Origin of the sequence: Streptomyces hydrogenans (assembly GCF_014656075.1) — a bacterium.
Classification (GTDB): domain Bacteria; phylum Actinomycetota; class Actinomycetes; order Streptomycetales; family Streptomycetaceae; genus Streptomyces; species Streptomyces hydrogenans.
The window spans coordinates 1-20378 of the sequence record NZ_BNBS01000036.1 but is presented as its reverse complement, the minus strand read 5'-3'; the positions used below and the strand labels follow the sequence as shown (position 1 = coordinate 20378).

The 20378-nt window shown below is 68.9% G+C and carries 25 protein-coding genes and 1 tRNA gene; 19 read left to right on the top strand and 7 right to left on the bottom strand.

What is annotated here, in order from left to right; translation table 11 throughout:
• Positions 1-110: 110 nt before the first annotated feature.
• The 5 genes from IE321_RS17200 to IE321_RS17180 all read left to right on the top strand — a co-directional run bounded on the left by IE321_RS17200 (position 111) and on the right by IE321_RS17180 (position 3293).
• Entirely contained in the window at positions 111-290 is a 180-nt protein-coding gene (locus IE321_RS17200) for a hypothetical protein (RefSeq protein ID WP_190223547.1), read from the top strand.
• Positions 287-511: a hypothetical protein gene (locus IE321_RS17195; protein ID WP_190223546.1), complete on the top strand. Its 225-nt coding sequence runs from the start codon at positions 287-289 to the stop codon at positions 509-511. Before IE321_RS17200 ends, IE321_RS17195 begins: the two co-directional genes overlap by 4 nt.
• Positions 505-1212, top strand: a complete 708-nt coding sequence (locus tag IE321_RS17190; protein ID WP_190223545.1) for a GntR family transcriptional regulator — start codon at positions 505-507, stop codon at positions 1210-1212. Before IE321_RS17195 ends, IE321_RS17190 begins: the two co-directional genes overlap by 7 nt.
• Positions 1209-1490, top strand: coding sequence for a hypothetical protein (locus IE321_RS17185; protein WP_190223544.1), 282 nt, complete (start codon positions 1209-1211; stop codon positions 1488-1490). Before IE321_RS17190 ends, IE321_RS17185 begins: the two co-directional genes overlap by 4 nt.
• A 435-nt stretch (positions 1491-1925) precedes the next feature.
• Positions 1926-3293, top strand: a complete 1368-nt coding sequence (locus tag IE321_RS17180; RefSeq protein WP_190223543.1) for an ApeA N-terminal domain 1-containing protein — start codon at positions 1926-1928, stop codon at positions 3291-3293.
• Between the two features lie 214 nt (positions 3294-3507).
• On the opposite strand, the gene IE321_RS17175 is transcribed toward IE321_RS17180, so the two are convergent.
• From IE321_RS17175 to IE321_RS17160, 4 genes are all read right to left on the bottom strand, one after another.
• Positions 3508-5244 (bottom strand): DUF2326 domain-containing protein, encoded by a 1737-nt coding sequence (locus IE321_RS17175; protein WP_190223542.1) that lies wholly within the window; start codon positions 5242-5244, stop codon positions 3508-3510.
• A gap of 212 nt (positions 5245-5456) precedes the next feature.
• The gene (locus tag IE321_RS17170) at positions 5457-6242 is read right to left on the bottom strand and encodes an ABC-three component system protein (RefSeq protein WP_190223541.1); all 786 of its coding nucleotides are present in this window, start codon (positions 6240-6242) and stop codon (positions 5457-5459) included.
• A 589-nt stretch (positions 6243-6831) separates the two neighbouring features.
• Positions 6832-7038: a bacteriocin immunity protein gene (locus IE321_RS17165; RefSeq protein WP_190223540.1), complete on the bottom strand. Its 207-nt coding sequence runs from the start codon at positions 7036-7038 to the stop codon at positions 6832-6834.
• A gap of 20 nt (positions 7039-7058) precedes the next feature.
• Positions 7059-7526 (bottom strand): NUDIX hydrolase, encoded by a 468-nt coding sequence (locus tag IE321_RS17160; RefSeq protein WP_190223539.1) that lies wholly within the window; start codon positions 7524-7526, stop codon positions 7059-7061.
• 18 nt (positions 7527-7544) lie between these two features.
• Here IE321_RS17160 and IE321_RS17155 point away from each other — a divergent pair, with 18 nt between their 5' ends.
• The 11 genes from IE321_RS17155 to IE321_RS17105 all read left to right on the top strand — a co-directional run bounded on the left by IE321_RS17155 (position 7545) and on the right by IE321_RS17105 (position 14645).
• Positions 7545-8324: a GntR family transcriptional regulator gene (locus IE321_RS17155; RefSeq protein ID WP_190223538.1), complete on the top strand. Its 780-nt coding sequence runs from the start codon at positions 7545-7547 to the stop codon at positions 8322-8324.
• Between the two features lie 138 nt (positions 8325-8462).
• Positions 8463-8819, top strand: coding sequence for an SCO3933 family regulatory protein (locus IE321_RS17150; RefSeq protein ID WP_190223537.1), 357 nt, complete (start codon positions 8463-8465; stop codon positions 8817-8819).
• 2 nt (positions 8820-8821) lie between these two features.
• Entirely contained in the window at positions 8822-10177 is a 1356-nt protein-coding gene (locus tag IE321_RS17145; RefSeq protein WP_190223536.1) for an FtsK/SpoIIIE domain-containing protein, read from the top strand.
• 88 nt (positions 10178-10265) lie between these two features.
• On the top strand, positions 10266-10916 hold the full coding sequence (locus tag IE321_RS17140) for a DUF2637 domain-containing protein (protein ID WP_190223535.1): 651 nt from the start codon (positions 10266-10268) through the stop codon (positions 10914-10916).
• Positions 10917-10930: 14 nt separating this feature from the next.
• Positions 10931-11107, top strand: coding sequence for a hypothetical protein (locus IE321_RS17135; RefSeq protein WP_190223534.1), 177 nt, complete (start codon positions 10931-10933; stop codon positions 11105-11107).
• Between the two features lie 3 nt (positions 11108-11110).
• A complete protein-coding gene (locus tag IE321_RS17130) occupies positions 11111-11305 on the top strand; it encodes a mobile element transfer protein (RefSeq protein ID WP_043231506.1) in 195 nt (64 codons plus the stop codon).
• 13 nt (positions 11306-11318) lie between these two features.
• Complete coding sequence (locus IE321_RS17125; protein ID WP_107063396.1) at positions 11319-11477, top strand: hypothetical protein; 159 nt, start codon at positions 11319-11321, stop codon at positions 11475-11477.
• A 44-nt stretch (positions 11478-11521) separates the two neighbouring features.
• Complete coding sequence (locus IE321_RS17120; RefSeq protein WP_189953715.1) at positions 11522-11848, top strand: SpdD-like protein; 327 nt, start codon at positions 11522-11524, stop codon at positions 11846-11848.
• A gap of 90 nt (positions 11849-11938) precedes the next feature.
• On the top strand, positions 11939-13309 hold the full coding sequence (repSA, locus tag IE321_RS17115) for a replication initiator protein RepSA (RefSeq protein WP_190223533.1): 1371 nt from the start codon (positions 11939-11941) through the stop codon (positions 13307-13309).
• Complete coding sequence (locus tag IE321_RS17110) at positions 13306-13494, top strand: helix-turn-helix domain-containing protein (protein WP_190223532.1); 189 nt, start codon at positions 13306-13308, stop codon at positions 13492-13494. Before repSA ends, IE321_RS17110 begins: the two co-directional genes overlap by 4 nt.
• Complete coding sequence (locus IE321_RS17105) at positions 13494-14645, top strand: tyrosine-type recombinase/integrase (protein ID WP_190223531.1); 1152 nt, start codon at positions 13494-13496, stop codon at positions 14643-14645. The genes IE321_RS17110 and IE321_RS17105 overlap by 1 nt, the downstream gene beginning before the upstream one ends.
• A 72-nt stretch (positions 14646-14717) precedes the next feature.
• Here the strand turns inward: IE321_RS17105 and IE321_RS17100 are convergent.
• Positions 14718-14792, bottom strand: a tRNA-Val gene (locus tag IE321_RS17100).
• 270 nt (positions 14793-15062) lie between these two features.
• On the opposite strand from IE321_RS17100, the gene IE321_RS17095 reads away from it, so the two are divergent.
• From IE321_RS17095 to IE321_RS17085, 3 genes are all read left to right on the top strand, one after another.
• Positions 15063-15713 carry a DUF4097 family beta strand repeat-containing protein gene (locus tag IE321_RS17095; RefSeq protein WP_226651650.1) on the top strand — a complete coding sequence of 217 codons (651 nt, stop codon included), beginning with the start codon at positions 15063-15065 and terminating at the stop codon, positions 15711-15713.
• Positions 15714-15793: 80 nt separating this feature from the next.
• Positions 15794-17155 carry a coiled-coil domain-containing protein gene (locus IE321_RS17090; RefSeq protein WP_190223529.1) on the top strand — a complete coding sequence of 454 codons (1362 nt, stop codon included), beginning with the start codon at positions 15794-15796 and terminating at the stop codon, positions 17153-17155.
• Positions 17156-17504: 349 nt separating this feature from the next.
• Positions 17505-17723 carry an FmdB family zinc ribbon protein gene (locus IE321_RS17085; RefSeq protein WP_043232518.1) on the top strand — a complete coding sequence of 73 codons (219 nt, stop codon included), beginning with the start codon at positions 17505-17507 and terminating at the stop codon, positions 17721-17723.
• A gap of 74 nt (positions 17724-17797) precedes the next feature.
• Here IE321_RS17085 and IE321_RS17080 read toward each other — a convergent pair whose 3' ends face one another.
• Positions 17798-18619, bottom strand: coding sequence for an HAD family hydrolase (locus IE321_RS17080; RefSeq protein ID WP_190223528.1), 822 nt, complete (start codon positions 18617-18619; stop codon positions 17798-17800).
• On the bottom strand, positions 18616-20378 hold a 1763-nt coding region (locus IE321_RS17075; RefSeq protein WP_190223527.1), incomplete at its 5' end, for a cysteine protease StiP domain-containing protein. The genes IE321_RS17075 and IE321_RS17080, both read right to left, overlap by 4 nt.

Here is a 20378-nt window from a genome sequence, read left to right as displayed (position 1 = left end):
CGCACCACCCCACTGGGACGGACCGTCACCCACGGCGCCAGCACGCCCCGCGTGAGTCGGTACGCCCCCACCGCCGAGCGCCCCCACCTCACCCAGGCGGAGACGGCCTGATGCCCCACACGAAGCCCACCCCGTACCGCTCGTCCAGGTGCCAGATCGGCACCCACCACGAGTGCGCCCACTCCTCCCCGGTAACGGCCCCGGTCGACATCCCGGTGATCTACGAGGCGTGCGCCTGCCCCTGCCACACGCCGGCGACGACCCCGCCCCGCCCGGAGGCAACGGCATGAAGCCCTGGACCCCGACCGGCGCCGTGGTCGCCCCCATCGAGATCACCTCGATCAACGTCCAGCGAGGCGACGTCATCCAGATCGGCGGCCAGCCCTGCCGAGTAGCCGACCTCCTCCAACTCCCCCTGGGCGCCAAGCGCCTCCTCTTCGAAACGGGCGAGCAACTGACCATGCACCCCCGCACCCGCCTGGTCGCCCTCCGAGTCCAGAAAAGATGGTGACCCCGACCGTGCCGACCCTCCGCGACACCATCGCCGAAGACCTCCGCACCCAGATCACCACCGGCCACCTCAAGTCCGGAGACCGCCTCCCCTCGGAACCCAAGCTGGCCACCCACTACAAGGTCAGCACCCCGACGGTCCGCCAGGCCCTTGCCCTCCTCCAGGCCGAAGGACTCATCGAGAAGACCCACGGCAAGGGCAACTTCGTCCGCACTCCGCTCCGCCGCATCACCTACACGGGCGGCACCGGCATACCGTTCGCTCCCGACCTCCAGACCACCATCCGCACCACCACCGTCCGGGCACGCGGCCACATCAGAACCCTCTTGAAGGTCCCGTCCAATAGCCCCCTAACGGAGTTCCAGTGCACCACCTACGAGGGTGAGACTCCCCGAAGCGTGGCCCGCATCTACATCCCCCGCGACCTCGCACCGACCGCACGACTCGCCTCGTCCTCCTGGCCCGGCGGTCGAGACGTGGACCGTACGGAAACCCAGGAGACGGTCACCGCCCGCCTCCCCACCCCGGAAGAGGCATCCGCCCTCCGCATCAGCCCCACGCGGACGGTCCTCACCATCACGCGCATCGCCCTCAACTCCACCGGCCGTGTACTCGAAGCCGCTCTACTGGCCCTTCCCAGTGACGCCGCAGACGCAGTGTTCACCACCCACCCGACCCTCAAGGAGGAGACGGACAGATGACCTCCCGTGACGAACTGCGGCTCCTCCCGTGGTCCGGCCCCGACGGCAAACCGTGCTTCCTGAGCACCGACGATGACAGCAGCCGCCTGTCTCGCCTGGCCGACATCCTCGAAACGACCTACCTGAATCAGGCCACCGAGGTACTGGACCACGCCATCGAGCTGCTGAGCCTCTCGGAGTCTGACCCGGTGGACCTCCGCGCGACGTCCGTGGACCTCACGGGAGCCTTGGCCCAGGTGCTGCGCGTTGCAGAGAGTCGCGGCCGGCGCCTCCCATAGACAAGATCCTCACTCGCCCCGACAAGGCCATCCCGCCTCGAAGCGACAAGGGGTATCGGCCCCCGCATGCACGACCATGAAGCCCCCAGCATCTCTGCTGGGGGCTTCTCTGACACACGGCTCCGGAGGGCGCTTGCGTGTGGCGAGTCTTCGCAGCTCAGAGACATGCAGGAGCGTCGAACGTTCGAGCCGGTCCACGAATAGGCCGTGCAGTCAGCCGAGCGCGCCCATGCTGCTGAGGGTTATCACGTTAACTCGGGCCAGAGGTCGGTAGGTCACCACAGACAGATCGGCTTGTCCGCTTACGCCCCGACTCGCGGTCTCGCTGGGTCCTGACCAAGCAGGTCGAAGCGGACATCGGAAAGCGGCGTCCTGACTCGCGGGACAGCCCTCAATCACGCAGCCTATGCGGCGCCGATCCGGCAGACTTCAGGGATGGACAACTTCGAGGCTTACGGATCCTGGTGGATCCCGGGGGGACCACCTACGACGGGGAAGCTCCGCTTCTCCGAGAAGGGCCCGATCCTGACGGTCTACGGTGCGTTGCTGAGCCAGGAGGATCCCGGTGGGGAGCCTTGCGAGACAGCTGAATGGGGAACTCTTCCCCTCATCCATGGCCGCGACGAGCAGCACCGTTCTATTACACTGATCGGCGCTTTCGGAATGACTAGCCAGTGGCCTGAAATCACGAAGCAGACTTTTGATGCAGAGTTGGCCGTGGTAGGGGGACACCTGTCGCACGCGAATTTCAGCGGAATTCGATCCGATTTTGACTATCTAGCGGACTGGGTTGGCGCTCCGCCAGTGAGCAAGAGACGGAAGGAGCTGCGGGCAACACTTATCGACGACAAGATTACGGAGCATGCCTCAGCAGTGTGGGAGGACGTCTCGCTGGCCATTCGAAGTGGTGTAACCGGGTCGTCTGACGGAAATCGCTTTTCTGTTCGCCGCTGGTGTGCCTTCTCTGCCGAATCCGGTTCTCCGCAACGCTGGTCAGATTTGCTTGAATCCTACCTTCGCCCCTTCCATGATCTTCTCTTGTTGTCCATGGGGAGAGAACTCCGGATGAAAGACGTGGAGTTGCGCCCAGATGGAAGCAAGGAGTGGATGACCGCATACTTTCGAACGCTCACACCCGGAAGCGTTGCAGAATCGGGAGTCTCCTCCCTCCGTGGATTCACCTTGCTCACCGCAGAGAAATCCTCTGCACCTCTTTCAGAGCTCCTGCCCCGCTGGTTCGACCTGCACCAGGAGTGTCAGACGGTGATCGCGCTGCTGCATGCACCGCTCTACGCACCCTTCATTTACTCCGCACACCGGTACGCTTCCTTTTTCCAAAGTCTTGAGGCGTATCACAGGGTGAGGAAGGAAAAATTCGGCAGCACAGACGTGTCCAGGGAAGAGCACAGGGCACGGGTTGAAATGGTCGTGTCAGCACTAGACGCGGCCGGCCTTCCTCAAGGTCATGCCCAGTGGGCAAGAAACGTGATCCAGGGACGCAATGACAAGTCCCTCAAGGACCAGATCGTAGATGTCGTGTCGTCTACAGGGAAACTCGGCGAGCACATCCTCGACGCAGTTCCAGATTTTCCCAAACTCATCGCCAACGCACGCACTGGTGTCTCTCATGGCGGTGCCGACAAGGGATCAAATGCAACTCAACGCTATTGGTGCGGAGAGGTGCTGCTTTGGTTGATGAGGGTGCGACTGCTCCAAGACCTAGGTATCACTGACAGTGACGTCCGGGCTCTCCGCAATACGCGCTTTCAAGATAGCTTGAAGCAACTCGGCAGTGGGATCTAAATCAGGTTCCGTCGACACATGACCTAAGGGCTGTCCCGTGACTCCAGACACCGCTTGCCGGTGTCCGGTTCGACCTACTTGGCCAGGATCCCGTTGAGGCCGCGAGTCTGGCGCAACCGGACAAGCAGACCTGCCTATAGTGCCCCACCGGCCTCTGCCTCAAGTTACGGGACAACACTCAGCCACCCGAAAGCTGGCCGGCCGCGGGCCCCGGTCAGAAAGAAGTTCCCAGGATCCCGCCCTCCTCAGTGTCCAGGACGATCCTCCGCGTACCCTCAATGAACCAGTCGGCGTCGCTGACGGATGCTGGAACATCGTTGCTGTTCATCGTGCAGATGTATTGTGCGCCTACCGATTCCGCGGTCTCCCTAACGAGGCTGAGCCCCGCAGCTACCTGCCGCGGATCGACCCCATCGAAGACAACTGAATCGTGAATAAGGAATCCTGGATGATGGTTCTCTCCAGTTCCCTCTGCCATCAATGTCAAGTCGAAACAAAGTAGCTGCATCCGAGTCACTCCACCACTTGCAGATGTGGATACACGGATCGTGAACTTGAAGCCGAGGTCATCCACTTCGGCCGTGAGGACGCCGCTAACCCCGTAGAGCTCTTGCATCATGCGGTCGAAACGTGCGGCTACTGCGTCGAGCTTCTGGCGATTTGCGCTCAGGTCGCGTGCTGTTTCTTGGCGCAGTTGCGCCTTTTGCACCCGAACACCCTCTTGAGCTTCTGCTAGATCGCGCACATTGTTTAGCGCGGTTTCCACTTCCGTCACGTGCGCTGCTGCCTGAGCGCGCTCGTTTTGCAGAGCAGAAAGTTCTTCCAGTGCTCCGCCAGCATCAAGAACGGCCAGAATCGAGTTCCTGGATACCGTCAGCGCTCTTATTTTTTCATCCCGCTCCGCTTGCTGACCCCTAAGGCGTTCCAGTTCGGCAGAAAGGAATCTCCTCCTGTTTCCCATGACTTGATGATGGAACGCTTCCACTTTCTCAAAGCTTTGCAGAGCCTCAGGATTGAATGCCCTTTGCATCTCGCCGTAAAGTTCAGCTACTACCTCGCCGACTCCGGCGTCTTCGCTGCCTTGCTCATTCTCAATAGACTCCGCGTAGAGTTCGATCATGCGGCGATCTACGAGTGCGTCGTTGCGAAGTTCCTTCAGTTCTTCGGTCACTCGATCGGCGCGGGAGATAAGGCCGTCTGGGTCTTCGACTACTTGAAAACCTTGAACGCGTGAAGTTAGTTCTGCAAGCGTCCGCTGTGCCTCCACTAGTTCCAGCATGAGCTCAGGCTCAGGCCGAAGAGCTCGCGGAAGTAGACTCTTCTTAGTGGCTCTCGCGATGGCCTTGTAGGTGTCCGAGTCCTCTTCGAGCCGAGACAGATCCCGCACGAGCTCCCAGTTCAAGTTGAGCAGGTACGCCACATGCTCCCGAGAGCTCCATGCTGGCTGCTGCGGGATGATTTTGAGAGGATCCTTGACTGCTTCGGTGCGAATCACGTATGAGAGCAACGTTCTGGGCGAGATGCCGCGGTCACCCGACTCCCCAACACGATCCAGAGAGAAAAGCCCCAGCCCCAGGAGGAACTTCCAATCCTCCACGGTGACTGCGGAGTTCTCGTCAACGTATGCGTGTAGAACTCCAGACAGTTCCCCTGGATAATCCAGCCGAAGTTTGTTGCCACCTTTGAGATTTCGTGTCGCTGTCAATGTGCTGCCGAATAGATCAAGTTCTAGGCTGAAGGACCATCCAGCGGCTGCTAGTGGAGCCATAGATTTAGCAAGAGTCCCCCCCAAGCAGTAGTTGATCGCTTGAATAAGGGTTGTCTTTCCCCGGGCGTTCCTGCTGTGCTTCTCCGACGCCCCGGGGGCCATTTCTGCCAGAATGACGTTGAATCCAGGCCCGAATGAGACCGGTCGGAACGAGTCGAAATTCGATGAGATCCTACGCAGCACCTTCGGCCACCTTCACGAGTTGCTGACCTTCGAGGCGGACAACCCCTAGGCCTACTAGTACATCCAACGTCAAGACGAAGCGCTCGAAGGGAAGTGCACCGAAGAGCGATCGATAGGATGCCCAGCCGGCTCCAACTGAGGAAGCGGGAGGCATGACTCGGTATAGCTCGGCAGCATGCACCGCGAGGCTATCGGCGGGCTTTAGGTATCGATTAGGCAGCAGGATGCTCATGCTCGAACAGCTCACAGAGTTGGAATAGATAGGCCACTGTTGCAAGGGTCGCCGCACGCAATTTGTCGCTCTCGACTGGACCGGCGTTATCCAGCGCTACGGAGCAGATGAACTCAAAAAGGTTGTCCCCTTGGAGGCCCTGCGCGAAACCGCCGTAGTATTCACGCTTGAAGCGTGCGGCGAGCCGATTTCCGAAGTTGGGCCGCATTTTCTCAATTGCGGCAACGAATGCGTCCACTTCGTGGGATTTAGCAAGGCCAATTCGGATTCGGTCTTCCGATATCTGGCCAAGGGAGTTGAGTTCTATCTTTTGTTTGATCCCGATAGGGATGACTATGTCGTCGCTGGTCGGCTCATCGCCAGTTCCGATGAATTGGCAGACTAGTTCTAGGTCTTCGAATCCTACCTGCCCCATGGCATGACTCATGGCCCGTGCGACTGTGCGCTCGTGCTTCTTCTTGATATCTTGAAGGAACTCGACTGTGTGGTAGTTCAATTGGGTGTCGATAACGTCATGGTGAGGGCCACAAAGGTAGATCAGGTTGTCGGCGCTCCCTCTCTGCTCTGACGTCATGGTCACGTCATAGCGGGGCCCCTTGGCGCTGGCTGCTCGAATGTGAGCAACTTTACCCACAGCCTTATGCAGGTCCTCGGCTGCTTTGGCGTCGATGCTCAGTGCTATGCCACAACTTGGGTACGCGCAGCGGTCGCCGCTCCGCTGGATGACGATCTTCTCCTGTGCCTTAGGCACTGGGTCGCGAGCCATGGCCCCCCGATTCGTCCGACTCAGCAAGAGCAGTAGCTTACGATCTCACCGACCTGCCTCATAAGGGGTTGAGTATCTAACGAGGTCAGCGTTCTGACTGCACCCCTCTCAACGGGCGCACCGGCATGAGCGACACGCTCAGGAGCCACGGCGAGACCTGCACCGACGCGGAGCGACCACGCCGGCCGGTGCCACATCGCGGCAGCAGCTGCTCCCCACCAGCCAGGTTCCGGCGGTGCGGTCGCCTTACGGTCCGATCTGTGCGAGGGCGGGGGTACGGCGCTCGACCAAGTACGCCCCAGACAGACAGCCAACCCGTGCGCAGGTGCCCCGCCCTCGCTGCGGGCCTTCTTTCGCACCCCGTCTCGTCTGCAGTCGGCAGCGCTCGTGGCTACGCATGCCATGTGACGGTTGCCGTGCTTGAAGGCCTGCTTCTGCTGCCCATCAACCCGAGCTGTCAGGCGTGCGGCTGGCGGCCGGGCTGGAGCGGGGCGGAGACAGGAGCGCAGGCCCGGGCGACGGGCCGCGCGCGCCGCGCTGTGCGCGGCGGGTGCCTTGATGAAGTAGGGAAACTCTTACCGCGCTGGCCTCAGAGAGCGATTGGCCCGTAGGCCATGGCTCGGTCGACGACCTTCTCCGGGGTCGGGTTGGGGTCGGAGCTCCAGAAGATGTAATCGCTGATGTGGGGGCAGGCCAGGCCCTGTTGGAGCGCGGCCAGGGTCTCGGAGGACTGCTCCTCGGGTGTCTCCGGGTTCATCAGGCGCTCGACCAGGAGGATCGCTTCTTCGCGGGGCATTCGCCGCGGTGGCTGTGTGGTCACTGCTGCGTGATCAGGTGGCGGCCGTCGTGGCTGCGGACGTGGGGGCCCTTGTCGTCCAGGGCGTCGAGGAGGCGGATCGCGTAGACCTCGGTCATGCGGGTGGTGATCTCTTCCGGGGTGAGCCACTCGACCGCGGTCGACTCGGCGGAGGTTCGTTCCTCGCCACCGGCGGGCTTGCAGCGGAAGACCAGGGCGACGACGCCTCGGGTGGTGTTCTTGTAGACGCCGGTCAGTTCTTCCACCTCTACCCGGATGCCCGTCTCCTCCCAGACCTCGCGGGTCACGCCGGCTTCGGGTGACTCCGTGAGTTCGAGGACGCCGCCCGGGAGTTCCCAGGTGCCGTTGTCGGCTCGGCGGATCGCCAGGAGGCGGCCGTCTTCGCGTACGACTGCGCCCGCGACGGACACGGAGTGCAGTGGCGTTGACGTCGTCTTCTGGGCGCTGTTACTCATGTACAGGAGCATAGGAGAGTGAAGAGGACTATGGGTACGACTGCAGGGGGTGGCAGGGCGGTACCCCGGTACGTCCAGATCGCCGACGAGATCGTGGAGCAGATCCGGGCCGGCGTTCTCAAGCCTGGCGACCTGGTGCCGAGTGAGTCCGAGCTTGTCGAGCGGTACGGCGTCGCCGGCGGGACCATTCGGAAGGCCATGGTCGAGGTGCGGGCCAGTGGGCTCGTGGAGACGCGGCACGGGAAGGGGTCGATCGTGAAGGACCGGCCGCCTGTGCGGCTGCGGTCGTCGGATCGGTTCCGGGCGTCCCATCGGCGGGGCGGGAAGGCTGCCTACCTGGCCGAGTCGGCCCAGTCCGGGGCCACGGCCAAGGTGAGCGTGCTGTTCATCGGGCCCATGGAGGCTTCCGAGGAGATCGCCCAGCGGCTGGGGGTCGAGCTCGGGGCCCAGGTGCTGGCCCGGCGCCGGCTGTACTTCCGGAACGGGACGCCCGTCGAGACCGCCTCGTCGTACCTGCCGTGGGACGTCGTGAAGGACATCCCTGAGCTGTTCTCCGAGAACCCGGGCCCCGGCGGGATCTACGCCCGGCTTGAGGGCGACGGGCACGTCTTCGAGGAGTTCGTGGAGACGCTCCAGGCCCGGCCGGCGTCCAAGGCCGAAGCGTCCGAGCTGGCTCTGAGCCCTGGTGCTCCCGTCGTTCACCTGCTGCGGAACGCCGTCACCAAGGCCGGGCGGGTGGTCGAGGTCTGCGACACCCTCATGGCCGCTGACCAGTTCGTCTTCGAGTACCGGATCCCCGCCACCGACTGACGCGCGGTCAACTCCTCCCAGCCCGCTCGGACTTCTTCGTCCGGGCGGGTTGACTCATGTATAGGAGTGGTGCACTCTTCTTCATGTCACTCATGTACATGAGTGGAGGAGTTCAAGACTTCTAGAGGAGTGATCTTCGTGCGTCAGATTCCCGTCGACACCTCCGCCGCCGCCGTGATGGTGGCCCAGCCCCCGCAGCCCAAGGTGAAGGACCGCCGTACCGGCGAGCGCGCCATGGACGCCGAGACCGGGGCCGCGCTGTCGACCGTGGACGTCATGTTCGCGGCCAACGGCGAGGTGGAGATCCTGAGCGTGACCGTCCCGGAGACCGGCGTCTCCGCCGACCTGGCCATGGGGACCCCCGTGGCGATCACGGGGCTCGTCGCGCGGCCGTGGGAGAGCGAGTTCAACGGGCAGCGGCGGCACGGCATCGCCTTCCGGGCCGTGGCCGTCACCTCGCTCGCCGCCGGCGCCTCGATGCCGAAGGCCGCCTGATCATGCGGTGGTTGATCGCCGCTGTTGTGCTGGTCGCCGTCATCGCGGGTCTCCTGCGTTGGCGGCGGCCCGCCTGGTACTGGCTCTCCTTCGGCGTCACGTTCGCCACCGGCCGGGTCCTCGGCCGGTACCGGGCGGTCATGGACGCCTGCGGGCTCACCGTTCCGCCGCCCCGCTGGCGTCTCGCCATCGCCCGGATGGCGAACCGGCCCGTCCCCGAACCGCGGGCGCCGCGCATCCTGCGGCTCCGGCCCACCCGCACCGGACTCGTCTTACGGCTGGGGCTCCGGCCCGGACAGGACGCCTTCGACGTGGCGGCCTCGTGCGACCGGCTCCGGCACTCGTTCGGGATGTTCGGGGTCACCTCGCGGGAGATCCGCTCCGGTGTGGTCGAGCTTCGGATGACCGGGTACGACGTGCTCCGGCGGGTTCAGATGCCGGCGCGGGCCGAACGTTCGACCATGCGGGTGCCTGTCGCCCTCCGCGAGGACGGGGACGTCCACTACCGCGACTACCGGACCACCCCGCACGCCCTCACCATCGGCGCCACCAAGTCGGGGAAGTCGGTCTACCAGCGGAATCTGGTTGCTGAACTCGCGGCTCAGGAAGTCGCCTTGGTGGGGATCGACTGCAAGCAGGGGGTGGAGCTGTTCCCTCTGGCCCGGCGGTTCTCCGCGCTGGCCGACAACCCCGACACCGCCGCCGACCTGCTCGATGCCCTCATCTCTCACATGGAGGACGTCTACCAGCTCATCCGCGCCGAACAGCGCATCACCGCCGACACCCCGGACGTGGACATTGCCGCCGACATCTGGGACCTCCCCGACCACCTCCGCCCCGCGCCCATCGTCCTCCTCGTGGACGAGGTCGCCGAACTCGCGCTCTTCGCCACGAAGGACGAGGAGAAGCGGCGCGACCGGATCATCACCGCCCTCGCCCGGCTCGCCCAGCTCGGCCGCGCTGCCGGCATCTACCTGGAGATCTGCGGACAGCGCTTCGGCTCCGAACTCGGCAAGGGCATCACCATGCTCCGCGCCCAGCTCAGCGTCCGTACCGCCCACCGCGTCAACGACGAGACCAGCGCCAACATGGCCTTCGGTGACATCGCGCCGGACGCCGTCCTCGCCACCGTCCAGATCCCCGTCTCCGCTCCCGGCCTCGCCATCACCGGCGACGCGTCGGGCGGCTGGTCCCGCATCCGGACGCCCCACACCTCGCTCCGCGCCGCCGTGGACGCCTGCAACAAGCACGCCCACCTGACCCCGGAACTGCCCGCGCTCGACGCGTTCCGGCCGGTCCTCGCCTCGCCCGCCGTGCCTGTGGCCATTCCGGCCCCGGTTGCCCCGGCGACTCCCTGAGGCTCCCCGTTCTCCTGGCCGGCGCGGCCTCCTCGCGCCATGTCCCTACCCCCGCCATGCCCGAAACGCCCGCCAAGGAGGTGCCGTCATGACCAGCAAGCTCCGCGTCGACGCCGTGCTGGTCCAAGCCCTGATCGCAGGGGCGCTGTCCTTCGCCCACCTGCACGACCTCGCTGCCGCTGCCGGACAGACCGGATGGAAGGCGTGGGCCTACCCCGTCTCCGTCGACCTCCTCCTGGTCGCCGCCTGGCGCCGGCTCCGCGCGGACGGCTCGTCCCGCCTCGCCTGGTGCTGGTTCCTGGTCTCGCTCTTCGCCTCCCTCGGCGCCAACGTCGCCACCGCCGGCTTCCTCGACCTCGCCGACCCGCCCGCCTGGCTGCGCTTCGGGGTCGCCGGATGGCCCGCGGTCGCCTTCCTCGGAGGAACGCTGCTCGCCCACTCCGCGCCTGCCCCTGCCCCGCTCGTCACTCCGGAACCTGAGTACGTACCCGAGCCGGAGGGCAGCGGGGACGCCGGGCCCGCGACTGAGGCGGAGAGCGACCCGGTCGACGTACCCGCCCTTCCGGCCGCTGAGCCCGCCCCGGCTCCCGCCGTCCCGGCCGCCCTCGTCGAGCACGCCCGCAAGGTCGCCGCCGACCACCACACCCGTACCGGCTCCCCCATCGACACCGACACCCTCCGCGCCCGTCTCGGCGTTCCCGCCCCCATGGCCGACGCCATCGCCGCCCAACTCGCCTGAGGAGCAGACAAGCCATGCGTGACTCGACCCGACGCGCCTTGGAGCGCGCCGCTGAACTCACCCGGAACAACCGTCTGGTGGACGCCATGGCGCTGGCCGAGCCGGTCATCCTCGCCGCCGACGAGTACGAGTCGGCCGAGATTCGCCAGTGGCTGGTGGAGCACGCCGACGACTTCACCCGGGAGATCTGAGCGATGTCCGCCCGCGACCACTTCCACTCCCTGATGCGCATCGGCCCCGTGCAGATCGGCACCCACCGCGACCGCCACGGCCGCACCAAGTACGCCGCCGTCTGCACCGCCGACCGCTGCGGCTGGTCCGCCGACTACTCCAGTTCCTCGGCCGCCCAGCTCGCCGCCCGCACCCACCGCTGCCGCCCCACCGACTGAACGGAGACCGTCCGTGGACGTCCCGCTCTGGTTCACCCTCCTCGTCGTCGGCGCCCTCGGCATCAAGCTGATCCGCCCGCCCTGGTGGCTCGTCGCTGTACTCCTCCTCGGCGGCTTCCTCCTCGCCGACAGCCTCCTGGCCCCCGTCATCGACGCCGCCGTCTCCGAGTGACCCGACCCGTACGAATCCGACCCGTCCGGAAAGGAGAACCACCCATGCTTCGCCCCAAGATCCCCACCATGCCGACCCCGGTCGGCGTCACTGCGCCGCCCGCCGTCGTCCAGCCGACCACCGTGGAGCCCGCGCCGCAGACCATGGCCCCTGCCATGGCGGCCCCGGTCGTCCCGACCACCCGGCCCGCCGTCCAGCTCACCCCCGGCAGCGTCCTCGCCGTCGTCGGCGCCGGCACCGCCGTGGTCCTGGTCGTCGGCACGGTCCTGGTCTCGATGCTGCTCGCGACCGCCGTCACCGCCGCCTCGGTTGCCGTCTGCGCCGTCGTCGTCCGCTCGCTGCTCACGTCCCCGAACAAGCGCCGCCGCTGACCGGCTCCCGGGTGGCCTCGATACCGCCAAGCATCCGCCGCCCGGGAGCCGTACCCCTCGCCGATCTCTCGACCGGAAGGAAGACCCATCATGGCCCAGCCCAACGCCGCGACCGCGGCGGGCCTGGACCCGGCCACCCTGCACGACGTCCTCCGCGTGGCCGCGAACCCCGACTTCGACCGCTGGAAGGAGCAGGTGCACCACACCGGCGGCTGCTCCGACCCCGTCCACCTCACCGGCTGGTCCTTCGCCAAGGACCGGACCTCGGGCGAGACCCTCCGCCAGTACTCGACGGAGACTGAGCCCGGCGGACGCCTCCGCGTCGCCTGCGGCAACCGCCGAGCCTCCCGCTGCCCCTCCTGCGCCCACACGTACGCGGGGGACACGTACCACCTGATCCGCGCCGGCCTCGCCGGTGACGAGACCAAGGACATCCCCGCGACCGTCCGCGACCACCCCCGCGTGTTCGCGACGCTCACCGCCCCGTCCTTCGGGCCCGTCCACAACCGACCCGACCGGGGCGCCTGCCGCTGCGGCGTCCGGCACCGGGACGACGACCCCGCCCTGGGCACGGCCCTCGACCCCGACGCGTACGACTACGCCGGCGCCGTCCTCTTCAACAACCACGCCGGACAGCTCTGGCAACGCTTCACCAACCGCCTTCGCCGCGAACTGGCCGCCCGCGCCGGGCTCACGCAGCGCGCCATGAAGGACGTCCTGCGGGTCTCGTACGGGAAGGTCGCCGAGTTCCAGAAGCGCGGCGCCATCCACTTCCACGCCGTCATCCGACTCGACGGACCGGACGGGCCCGGCAGCGCCCCGCCCTCCTGGGCCACCGTGCCCCTGCTGGACGACGCGATCCGGGCCGCCGTCGTACACACGTACACCACCATCACCGTCCCGGCCGCCGGAGACCAACCGCGCCGGCGGTTCCAGTGGGGACGACAGCTCGACATCCGCCCGGTCAGGGCGTTCGGGGACGGCTCCGACATCACCGAACAGGCCGTGGCCGCGTACGTCGCCAAGTACGCCACCAAGGCCGCCGAGACCACCGGCAGCCTCGACCGCCGGATCGGCAACCGGGAGGTACTCGACCTCCTCGACGTCGCCGACCACCCCCGCCGCCTCATCGAAGCCTGCCTGGACCTGGCCCCGCTCTACCCGGACCGCAAGCTCACCGCCTGGGCTCACATGCTCGGCTTCCGCGGTCACTTCTCCACCAAGTCCCGCCGCTACTCGACCACCCTCGGCGCCCTCCGCCAGATCCGTGCCGACTATCGCGCCGCCCAGGAACACCTCGACGTCGACCCGGACACCGTGCTCGTCCTCGCCTCCTGGCAGTACGCGGGCCACGGCCACTCCCCCGGCGAGGCCGCCCTCGCCGCCACCATCGCCCGGGACATCCACCTCAACCGCCAGACCGCACGGGAAGCACTCCGCCTGGAAGGAGCCGCCGCATGACCATCGCCACCGCCGAACTCCTCACCGTCCCGGAGGTCATGGAGCGGCTCAAGCTCGGCCGTTCGACCGTCTACGACCTCATCCGGTCCCGCCGCCTGGTCTCGATCACCGTCGGCCGATCGCGCCGCGTCCCCATCGACGCCGTCCGGGACTTCATCGACCACCAGATCGAGGAGGCCGCCTGATGGCCACCCAGCGCAAGCGCAACCCGAACGGGGCCGGCACCATCACCCAGCGGTCCGATGGCCGCTATCAGGCTGCCGTCTACGTCCTCCAGCCCGACGGCACGCGGGCCCGGAAGTTCGCCTACGGCAAGACCTGGGCGGAGTGCGACGCCAAGCGCCGTGCGCTCCTCGACAAGGTCGACAACGGCGTTCCCGTCCCGACCCGTTCGATGAAGCTCTCCGAGTGGCTGCCGTACTGGCTGGACAACATCGTCAAGCCCCGCCGCAAGAAGACCACCGCGGCCAAGTACGAGGTGCACGTCCGGCTCTACCTCGTCCCGATGCTCGGGTCCAAGCGGCTGGAGTCCCTCGGCGTCGCTGACGTCCGGCGCTTCCTCGTCCAGTTGGAGAAGAGGACCAGCGCCGCCACCGCCAAGGAGTCGCACCGCGTGCTCCGCACCGCCCTCACCGCCGCCTGCCGTGAGGAGCTGGTGAGCCGGAACGTCGCGACGCTCGTCGAGCCGCCGACCGTCGCCGCCCGGGAGCTCTCCCCCTGGTCCCTGGACGAGACGCTCGACTTCCTCGCCGCCGCCCGGAAGGACCCGCTGTACGCCGCCTTCGTGCTCGCCATCGCCCTCGGCTTCCGCCGCGGGGAGGTCGTCGGCCTCCGCTGGGAGAACGTCGACCTCGGCAAGCGGGAGATCCGGGTCAGGACGCAGCGGCAGCGGGTCGCCGGTGAGGTGTACGAGGACGATCCCAAGGGGCGCCGGCGCAAGCAGACGCTTCCCCTCCCCGCGATCTGCGTCGCTCCCCTACGGTGGCAGCGGCTCAAGCAGGCCGCCGCCCGCGAGCGTGCCGGGGAGAAGTGGACGGAGACCGGGTACGTCTTCACCACGCGCACCGGCCAGCCCATCGAACCGCGCAACCTGTACCGCTCGTTCACTCGCGTCGCGAAGAACGCCGGTCTCCGCGTCGTCCGGCTGCACGACGCCCGGCACGGTACGGCGACCCTCCTGACCGCCGCTGGCGTCCCGCCCCGCGTCGTGATGGAGATCCTCGGGCACAGCCAGATCGCCGTGACGATGAACGTGTACACGCACGTCGTCCAGGACACGCAGCGGGAGGCCGTGAGTCACGTGGATCGGCTGCTCAGGAGTCGTCCCCGGTCGTGATCGACCGCTCCTGTTGATGTCAGAAACAGATGTCAAAGGCCCCGGACCATGATCGGTCCGGGGCCTTTGTACTGGTGGGCGCGGACGGTTTCGAACCGCCGACATCTGCTTTGTAAGAGCAGCGCTCTACCCCTGAGCTACGCACCCGTGGGAGAGCAACAGCCTACACGGAGGGGGTGGGCGGGGCGCACACGTGGGTGGGTGGGGGGGTAGCCCTACCTTCGGGTCGGTGGGTTGCCTGGTCGTGGGGAGGGGGTGGGGGTTTCTACGGTGGTGGGGTCGGAGAGTGCGGGCTGAGGAGGATCTGTGGGTGTGTGGGGGCGTCGGGGCGGGGCCGTCGTGGGGGTGCTGGTCGCGGGGGTCGCGGTGGTGGGGTGCGGGAGTGTGGACGCGGCGGGGGCGCCGGTGGAGCGGGAGGTGTTCGCGTTTCAGGGGCGGGAGCTCGTGGTGGACTCCGTCGGGTCCGATCTGGTGGTCAGTTCGGGAGACGTCGAGGACGTGCGGGTGGAGCGGCAGGTCGACGGGTGGGGGGTCGGCGGGAGCGGGGCCGAGGCCCGTTGGGAGCTGGTGGACGGGCGGTTGCGGATCCGGGTGGAGTGCGACGGGATCGTCTCGGGGTGCTCGGCCGTGCACCGGGTGCTGGTGCCGCGGGACGTCGCCGTGTCCGTCGGCGGGGACGACGGGGACGTGACCGTCGAGGGGTTCGCGACGGCGGTGAAGGTGCGGTCCGAGAACGGGGACGTACGGGTGGCGAAGGTCTCCGGGGCGCTGGATCTCGCGAGTGACAACGGGGACGTGCGGGCCGAGGACGGGATCGGGTCCGGCGAGGTCGTCGTGCGGTCCGAGAACGGGGACGTGCGGCTCGCCCTCGGGGTCGTGCCGCGGCGGGTCGACGTCGCCGGCGAGAACGGCGATCTGACCGTCACGCTGCCCCGGGCCGAGTACGAGGTCGGGGGGAGCAGCGAGAACGGCGACCGGCGCGTCGACGTGCCCGTGCGCGAGGGCAGCGGGCGGACGGTGGACGTGCGGAGCCAGAACGGCGATGTCACCGTGCGTACCGCGAACTGATCGGCCCGTGTGTTCGTCCTGAGTGGTGGGAGAATGGTCGTTCGGACGGCCGGGCACTTCGGACAGCACGGGAGAGGGACGTGGCGGCGAGCGACGCGAGGGGCGGGGCGGCGTCCAGGGGTGGGTCGGCGTTGCGGTTGGCGTTCGCGCTGCCGCTGCTCGTGGCGGCGCTGGTGCCGCACTCCTACGCGGGCGGCGGGACCCGGCGGTGGTTCGGCGGGCGCGGCGAGAGCCAGCGGGCCGAGGCGCAGGCGGCGAAGGACGCGGCGGCCGCGGCCTTCTACGAGCTGGACACGGCGCAGCGCGGGCTGCGGATCACCATCGAGACCATCACCGCCGTCGACGGGTCGCCCGAGGCGCAGCGGGCCGTCGACGGGTTCGCGGCGCTGGGGCGGCGGATCGACGAGGTCTCGCACGCCTACATCTCCGCCGTGGACGCGCACGACCTGGACCGGGAGGAGATCGACGCCGGGAGCGCCCAGCGGGCCCGGGCGGAGCTGACCCGGGCCAAGGAGGAGCTGGAGCGGGTCAAGGGCGAGCTGGACCGGTTCGAGGAGGGCCTCGCGCCGCTGCTCGACCGGGCCGAGACGCAGCTGGCGCGGCTGGCGCCCGCCGTCGAGCGGGCGCGGCAGGCGCTGCGCGGGGCGAGCGACGCGCTCGACGCCGTACGGGCGAAGGGGCTGCGGGCCGACGACCTGGCCGCGCGGCTCGCGCGGCTCGGGCCCGAGCTGACCCGGTTGAACGAGGGGGCCGGGCGGCACGGGGTGGGCGAGACGCTCCAGCGGGCCGACCGGGTGCTGCGGGACGCGGAGGCGGTGCGGGTCGAGGCCGAGCGGCTGCCGGAGCGGGCCGCGGAGATCGACAAGCGGCTGGTCTCGCTGCGGACCCGGGCGGAGGCCCTGGCGACGCGCGCGGAGGCCGTCGAGCCGGTGCTGTCCGAGCTGCGCCGGCGGTACTCCGCCGCCTGCTGGCAGGACCTCCAGCACGTGCCGGAGCAGACCGCCGGGGCCGTACGGCAGGCGGAGGAGCGGCTCGCGGAGGCCGCCGCGGCCCGGACCGAGCAGCGGTGGCCGGACGTGACGGCCCTGCTGTCGACCGTACGGGCGCTGCTCGACACGACCGGCGAGGCCGTGTCCGCCGCCGGGGACCGGTTGCGGCGGCTGGACGCGGTCGCCAAGGACCCGAAGGCCGAGACGGACCGGGCCAGGTTCGCGGTGCGGGACGCGCAGCGGCTCGCGATGGAGGGGCGCAGCCGGCCGGATCCGCGGCACGCACGCCCGCTGGACGAGGCCGTGGCGCGGATCGAGCGGGCCGTGGACGGGCTCGAGGGGCGCCATCCCGACTACTGGCACTTCCTGATGGAGCTGGAGGCGGTGCGGGCCGCGGCCGCGGACGTCGTCACCGCGATCCGGGAGGAGCGGGGGGCCGGCGCCGCCCACTGAGCCGGGCCGCGAGCCGGGGCCGGGCCTCGCCCCGTACACACCCCGCCGCCCACTGAGCCGTGCCGCAGGCCGGGGCCTCGCCCCCCGTACGTACCCGGCCGCCCGCTGAGCCGGGCCGCAGGCCGGAAGCCGGGGCCTCGCCCCGTACGCACCCCGCCGCCCACTGAACCGGGCCGCAGGCCGAGGGCCAGGGCCTCGCCCCCACACGTACCCACGGCCGCGGCATCGCACCCCACGTACCCACGACCATGGCCCCGCGCCGCACGTCCCCACGGTCATGGCCCCGCACCGCACGTACCCACGGCCGCTACCCCTGCCCGCCCCGCGCGCCCACCGTTAGCCTGGCCCCATGCCTCGTTACGAATACCGCTGCCGCACCTGTGGTGACACCTTCGAGCTGAGCCGGCCCATGGCCGAGTCCTCGGCGCCCGCCTCCTGCCCCGTCGGGCACGACGACACCGTGAAGCTGCTGTCGGCCGTCGCCGTCGGCGGCTCCGCGACCCCGTCGCGGGCCCCCGCCGCCGGTGGTGGCGGAGGAGGCTGCTGCGGCGGGGGCTGCTGCGGCTGAGTTCCGGTCAGGACGGCTCGCCGGTCGAAGGAGAACGGTCGGAGGAGAACGGTCGAAGGGGAACGGCCCTTCCGTCAGGAAAGGGCCGCCGCCCGGAAGCGGCGGAGGATCTCCTCGCCCGCCGCGACGCCCCGTTCGGCGAGGACGTCGAGGTGGGGGGCGGTCCAGGCGGTGTCGGCGAGTTCGCCGTGGCCGGGGCGCCAGGCCCGGTCGGCGGCGAGCAGCAGGTCGGCGTCGAGGAGGGAGTCGCCCGCCGCGAGGGTGAGCGCGGCGCCGGTGCGCCGGGCGACCTCGCGGACGGCGGCGCTCTTCGTGAGCGGCTTCGGCACCGCGTAGACCTTGCGGCCCTGGAGGGAGACGGTCCAGCCGCGGTCGCCGGCCCAGGCGCCGAAGCGGTCGAGCCAGTCCTCCGGGAGCCGCTCGCGGTCGACGACCAGGTAGGCGAAGAGGTCCTCGGCGACCCGGTGCTTGCGGACCCAGGACAGGTCGGTGGTCGCGGTGAGGTAGGCGCGGATCTCGGAGAGAGGGGCGCACTCGTCGGCGAGCCTGCGGACGACGGAGGCGTGCCAGTCGTCGTCGGTGACGCCGTCGACGAGGATGTGTCCGCCGTTGGCGCAGATGGCGTACTTGGGTGTGGTGCCCGGGAGTTGGATGCGCTGGTACTGCTTGCGGGTCCGGGTGGTGGTGGGCACGAAGACGGTCTCGGCGGTGAGCCGCGCGAGGAGTTCGGCGGCCTCCTCGGTCATGTACGAGAGCGGCTTGGACTCGTGGACCTCGACGCACAGCAGCCGGGGCGCCTGCGCGTCGGGCATGCCGAGGGCGAGGGCCGCGGTCGAGTAGATGAGGGTGCGGTCGAGGTCGCTGGCGACCAGGGTCGTGGTCGTGGGGGCGCTCATCGGGACACCACCGCCTTGCCGTCGGCGCCTGTCGCACCCCTGGTGTACTGGGGGTGGATCAGGCCCACGCAGGTGTAGGGGAGGCCGTCGACCTCCTCGACGGGGACGCCGCGCTGTTCGGCGAGGAGGCGGACGTGGGCGAGGTCGGCGCCGGCGCCGCGCTTCGCGAGGATCTTCCAGGGGACGCGCCGCAGGAGGACGCGGGTGGTCTCGCCGACGCCGGGCTTGACCAGGTTGACGTCGTGGATGCCGTACTCCTCGCTGATCCGCTCGACGGCCGCCCAGCCCTCCCAGGTGGGGGTGCGGTCGCCGGCGAGGAGGTCCTTGACGTCGGTGTCGACGGTGTCGGCGACCTCGTCGAAGCGGGCCTCGACGGCGTCGAGGAAGGCGACGGAGACGTCGGCGCCCTCCAGCTCGCGGTAGAACTTGGCGCCGTGGAAGTCGTCCGGGCCGACCAGGTCGGAGCGGAGCACCGTGCGCGATATCAGGCCGGAGACGGTGGAGTTGAGGCACGCGGAGGGGATGAGGAAGTCCTCGCGGGTGCCGTAGGTGCGGACGCAGGAGCCGGGGTCGGCGAGGACCGCGATCTCCGGGTCGAAGCCGGCGAACTCGTCGGACTCCCGCAGGGCGGCGGCGAGTTCGCGGGTGATGGCGCCCTTGCCGGTCCAGCCGTCGACGAAGACGACGTCGGCCGGGTCGTGGTGGGCGGCGAGCCAGCGCAGCGCGTTGGCGTCGATGCCTCGGCCGCGGACGATCGAGACGGCGTAGTGGGGCAGGTCGAGGCCGTGGCGGTGGCGGGCCCAGCGGCGCATGAGGACGCCGACGGGGGTGCCGGCGCGGGCGAGCGAGACGAGGACCGGGCGGCCGGACTTCTCGGCGAGGACGGTCTCGGTGACGATGCCGACGGCGTGGGCGATGCGGTCGGCGGAGGCGTCCAGGGCGCTGTGGAAGAGCTCCTGGTAGCGGGCGCTCGGCTGGTATTCGACGGGCAGCGACTCGGCGTAGTGCGCGCCGCCGCGCTGGATGGCTTCCTCGCGTTCCTCGGTGGGCGCCTCCAGCTCGACGTCCGAGAGGTCCTGGAGCAGCCAGCCGACCTCCTCGGGGGCGTACGAGGAGAAGGCGGGGCCGCGGAGGGGCTCGGGCAGCATGGAGCTCCTTTCGGGAGCTTCGGTCGCGGCCATGCGTTCCGTGGCCGCCTGCGGGTGCGGCCGCGGTCGCGGTCGCGGGGTGTACGAGGGGACGACCGCCAGGACGACGCGCGGGATGTGCGCGGCGAGTTGGGCGAGGAGGCCGTCCGGGGCGTGCAGCTCGGGGGTGTCGGCGGCCGAGTCGACGACCGCGACGACGGCGTCGAAGCCGCCGCCCGCGACGTTGTAGGCGTAGCGCTCGCCGGGGCCGTCGGCGGGGTCGTCGTGGGCGGGGAAGACGAGCCGGGTGCGGATGGCGTAGCCGGGGTCGTCGACGGCGAGGACGGGCGAGCGGGTGGTGGTGGAGTAGCGGACGTCGAGTCCGGCGTCCTCCAGGGCGCCGGCGAGCCGCAGCGGCGCGTACATCAGTTCCTCGAAGCCGAGGACGAGGACGCGGGGGCCGCCGGCGGGGCCGTGGTCCGGTGCCGGTGCGAGCGCCCGGGTGAGGGCCGTCGTCATGGCGGGCAGCGCCGCCTCCAGGCGGGCGCGGTGGCCGGGCGTGAAGCCGTGCCGGCCGCCGTCGGGGACGTCGGCGGGCCAGTCGAGGGCGACGCGCACGGGGGCGGGCGGGC

Bases quoted from the DNA above. Each gene is read 5' to 3' on its own strand.
- IE321_RS17200 (WP_190223547.1), top strand. From the start codon at position 111: ATGCCCCACACGAAGCCCACCCCGTACCGCTCGTCCAGGTGCCAGATC.
- IE321_RS17195 (WP_190223546.1), top strand. From the start codon at position 287: ATGAAGCCCTGGACCCCGACCGGCGCCGTGGTCGCCCCCATCGAGATC.
- IE321_RS17190 (WP_190223545.1), top strand. From the start codon at position 505: ATGGTGACCCCGACCGTGCCGACCCTCCGCGACACCATCGCCGAAGAC.
- IE321_RS17185 (WP_190223544.1), top strand. From the start codon at position 1,209: ATGACCTCCCGTGACGAACTGCGGCTCCTCCCGTGGTCCGGCCCCGAC.
- IE321_RS17180 (WP_190223543.1), top strand. From the start codon at position 1,926: ATGGACAACTTCGAGGCTTACGGATCCTGGTGGATCCCGGGGGGACCA.
- IE321_RS17170 (WP_190223541.1), bottom strand. From the start codon at position 6,242: ATGGCTCGCGACCCAGTGCCTAAGGCACAGGAGAAGATCGTCATCCAG.
- IE321_RS17165 (WP_190223540.1), bottom strand. From the start codon at position 7,038: ATGCCCCGCGAAGAAGCGATCCTCCTGGTCGAGCGCCTGATGAACCCG.
- IE321_RS17160 (WP_190223539.1), bottom strand. From the start codon at position 7,526: ATGCTCCTGTACATGAGTAACAGCGCCCAGAAGACGACGTCAACGCCA.
- IE321_RS17155 (WP_190223538.1), top strand. From the start codon at position 7,545: ATGGGTACGACTGCAGGGGGTGGCAGGGCGGTACCCCGGTACGTCCAG.
- IE321_RS17145 (WP_190223536.1), top strand. From the start codon at position 8,822: ATGCGGTGGTTGATCGCCGCTGTTGTGCTGGTCGCCGTCATCGCGGGT.
- IE321_RS17140 (WP_190223535.1), top strand. From the start codon at position 10,266: ATGACCAGCAAGCTCCGCGTCGACGCCGTGCTGGTCCAAGCCCTGATC.
- IE321_RS17135 (WP_190223534.1), top strand. From the start codon at position 10,931: ATGCGTGACTCGACCCGACGCGCCTTGGAGCGCGCCGCTGAACTCACC.
- IE321_RS17130 (WP_043231506.1), top strand. From the start codon at position 11,111: ATGTCCGCCCGCGACCACTTCCACTCCCTGATGCGCATCGGCCCCGTG.
- IE321_RS17120 (WP_189953715.1), top strand. From the start codon at position 11,522: ATGCTTCGCCCCAAGATCCCCACCATGCCGACCCCGGTCGGCGTCACT.
- repSA (WP_190223533.1), top strand. From the start codon at position 11,939: ATGGCCCAGCCCAACGCCGCGACCGCGGCGGGCCTGGACCCGGCCACC.
- IE321_RS17110 (WP_190223532.1), top strand. From the start codon at position 13,306: ATGACCATCGCCACCGCCGAACTCCTCACCGTCCCGGAGGTCATGGAG.
- IE321_RS17105 (WP_190223531.1), top strand. From the start codon at position 13,494: ATGGCCACCCAGCGCAAGCGCAACCCGAACGGGGCCGGCACCATCACC.
- IE321_RS17085 (WP_043232518.1), top strand. From the start codon at position 17,505: ATGCCTCGTTACGAATACCGCTGCCGCACCTGTGGTGACACCTTCGAG.
- IE321_RS17080 (WP_190223528.1), bottom strand. From the start codon at position 18,619: ATGAGCGCCCCCACGACCACGACCCTGGTCGCCAGCGACCTCGACCGC.